The following is a 1627-nucleotide window of genomic DNA, read 5'->3' as shown; positions in this document are numbered from 1 at the left end:
GGGGGGCGGTGGCGAAAGCCAGTTGGGGGGTATTTTAGGCAAAAAGTCAGCGTGCATTTTTGAAATCGCACTACTACTTTTTTGTACACAGATAAAACGGCTCTGCCACTTGCTTGGAGATATATACATGCACATACACATAATAGGCTAAGTACTCTACTGAGTACTTAGCAAATATTGATATGTACAGGCAAGGTGATCCGTTTTTGTTTTTTGTAGCTACCGAAAAACTCGCTTATACAGTGGATTTATAAGGCATTTTTGCATTTTTGTAGCCACGACTTTTTCAAAAAAGCCATTTTGTAGCCACAAGAAAAAGTCAGGCTGTGGGCTTTGCCCGCAGCCATTTAGGCGGACGGGGTAGCCGTCCTATTCCTGCCTCAATTGGATTTTGGTTTTCCCGGGATAAATGCCAGGACGAAAAAAAGCCCTAGAATGCGTTTTTTGTGCATTAGGGTACTTTTTCTTGCACGAACACATTAAAGGGCTTCTAAGGGCTGTTTTTTGCGTTTTAAAGGTATTTAAGGGGTTAGTCCTTAACTTCTATCGTTGTGATGCGTTTGTCTTTGATTTTAGAGCGTTCCTCTTGCTCTGAAGCAGTTAAAACTATATTGGCTGGAAACTCGCAGTATTCCCTATTGTTTCCCCAAGAATTCCATACAAGGTCTTTATTGGCAACATAGACATTACTGGAGCCTGTTTTGTAGACATATAAAAAGCCATGTTCTTTGAGATACTTAATTGACCTTGCAACAGTTGCTTGACCCATATCCAAAGCGTCTTGAAAGACCTTGTAAGAACATACTACAGCGTTATATTTATCCATGTGGTCAAATATAAAAAACAGCACTTGTAGAGCCTTTGGGTTTTCTTTTAGACAGCTTCTGAGATATTCTGAATTATCTTTGTTTACTTGATAAAACCTTGCGAAAGGGCTTTTCTTTTGTCGTTTTAATTCTTCCAGCTCTTCTTGTTCTTTAGCAATTAAATCCATTGCTCGCTGTTTAAAAGACACATCATTCAAATTCTTTGGTTCTGATACGACTACTGGCATTGAAATATCCCCCTTGTTATTTATCATACCGTGATAAATACATTTATCATTCATGATAAAACTTTTATCACAAATGATAATAGAATACAAGGGGTTTTATCATAGCTGGTGATAAAACTAGTTATCACAGCTGGTGATAAAACCTAAAATCGTGTAAAGCCTTGAAAATACTGGATGTAGACCTATTTTTGAGTGTTTTTACTCTTATATCTTCTATGAACGCACCGACCAGAGGGAGGCTAGTGCGTGAAAGGGGGGATTTTCCCCCCTTAAATCCCCCTAGTCGGCTCGTGCCGACAGCACGACCTCTGGAGCTAATTAAGCCCGTCGGTAAGTAAGCCATGGCACATTCAGCCCTAACGCTAGTCAAGGGTGCGGAGCACCGACTCCGTCGGCTTCGCCCTTGACTGCGTGGGCTATGTGCCTTTTATGGCTTACCGACGGAGCTAATTAAGCCCAGAGGGTTTGAACCGCCCCCGGGGGGCGGTGGCGAAAGCCAGTTGGGGGGTATTTTAGGCAAAAAGTCAGCGTGCATTTTTGAAATCGCACTACTACTTTTTTGTACACAGATAA

General features: G+C 41.5%; 1 protein-coding gene. It reads right to left on the bottom strand.

What is annotated here, in order from left to right; genetic code table 11:
• Positions 1-529: 529 nt before the first annotated feature.
• Positions 530-1054 carry a replication/maintenance protein RepL gene (locus tag HNQ46_RS11955; RefSeq protein WP_183684880.1) on the bottom strand — a complete coding sequence of 175 codons (525 nt, stop codon included), beginning with the start codon at positions 1052-1054 and terminating at the stop codon, positions 530-532.
• Between the last annotated feature and the right edge of the window lie 573 nt (positions 1055-1627).

The organism is Oribacterium sinus (assembly GCF_014202695.1).
Classification (GTDB): domain Bacteria; phylum Bacillota; class Clostridia; order Lachnospirales; family Lachnospiraceae; genus Oribacterium; species Oribacterium sinus.
This window is presented reverse-complemented; position numbering and strand designations above follow the sequence as displayed.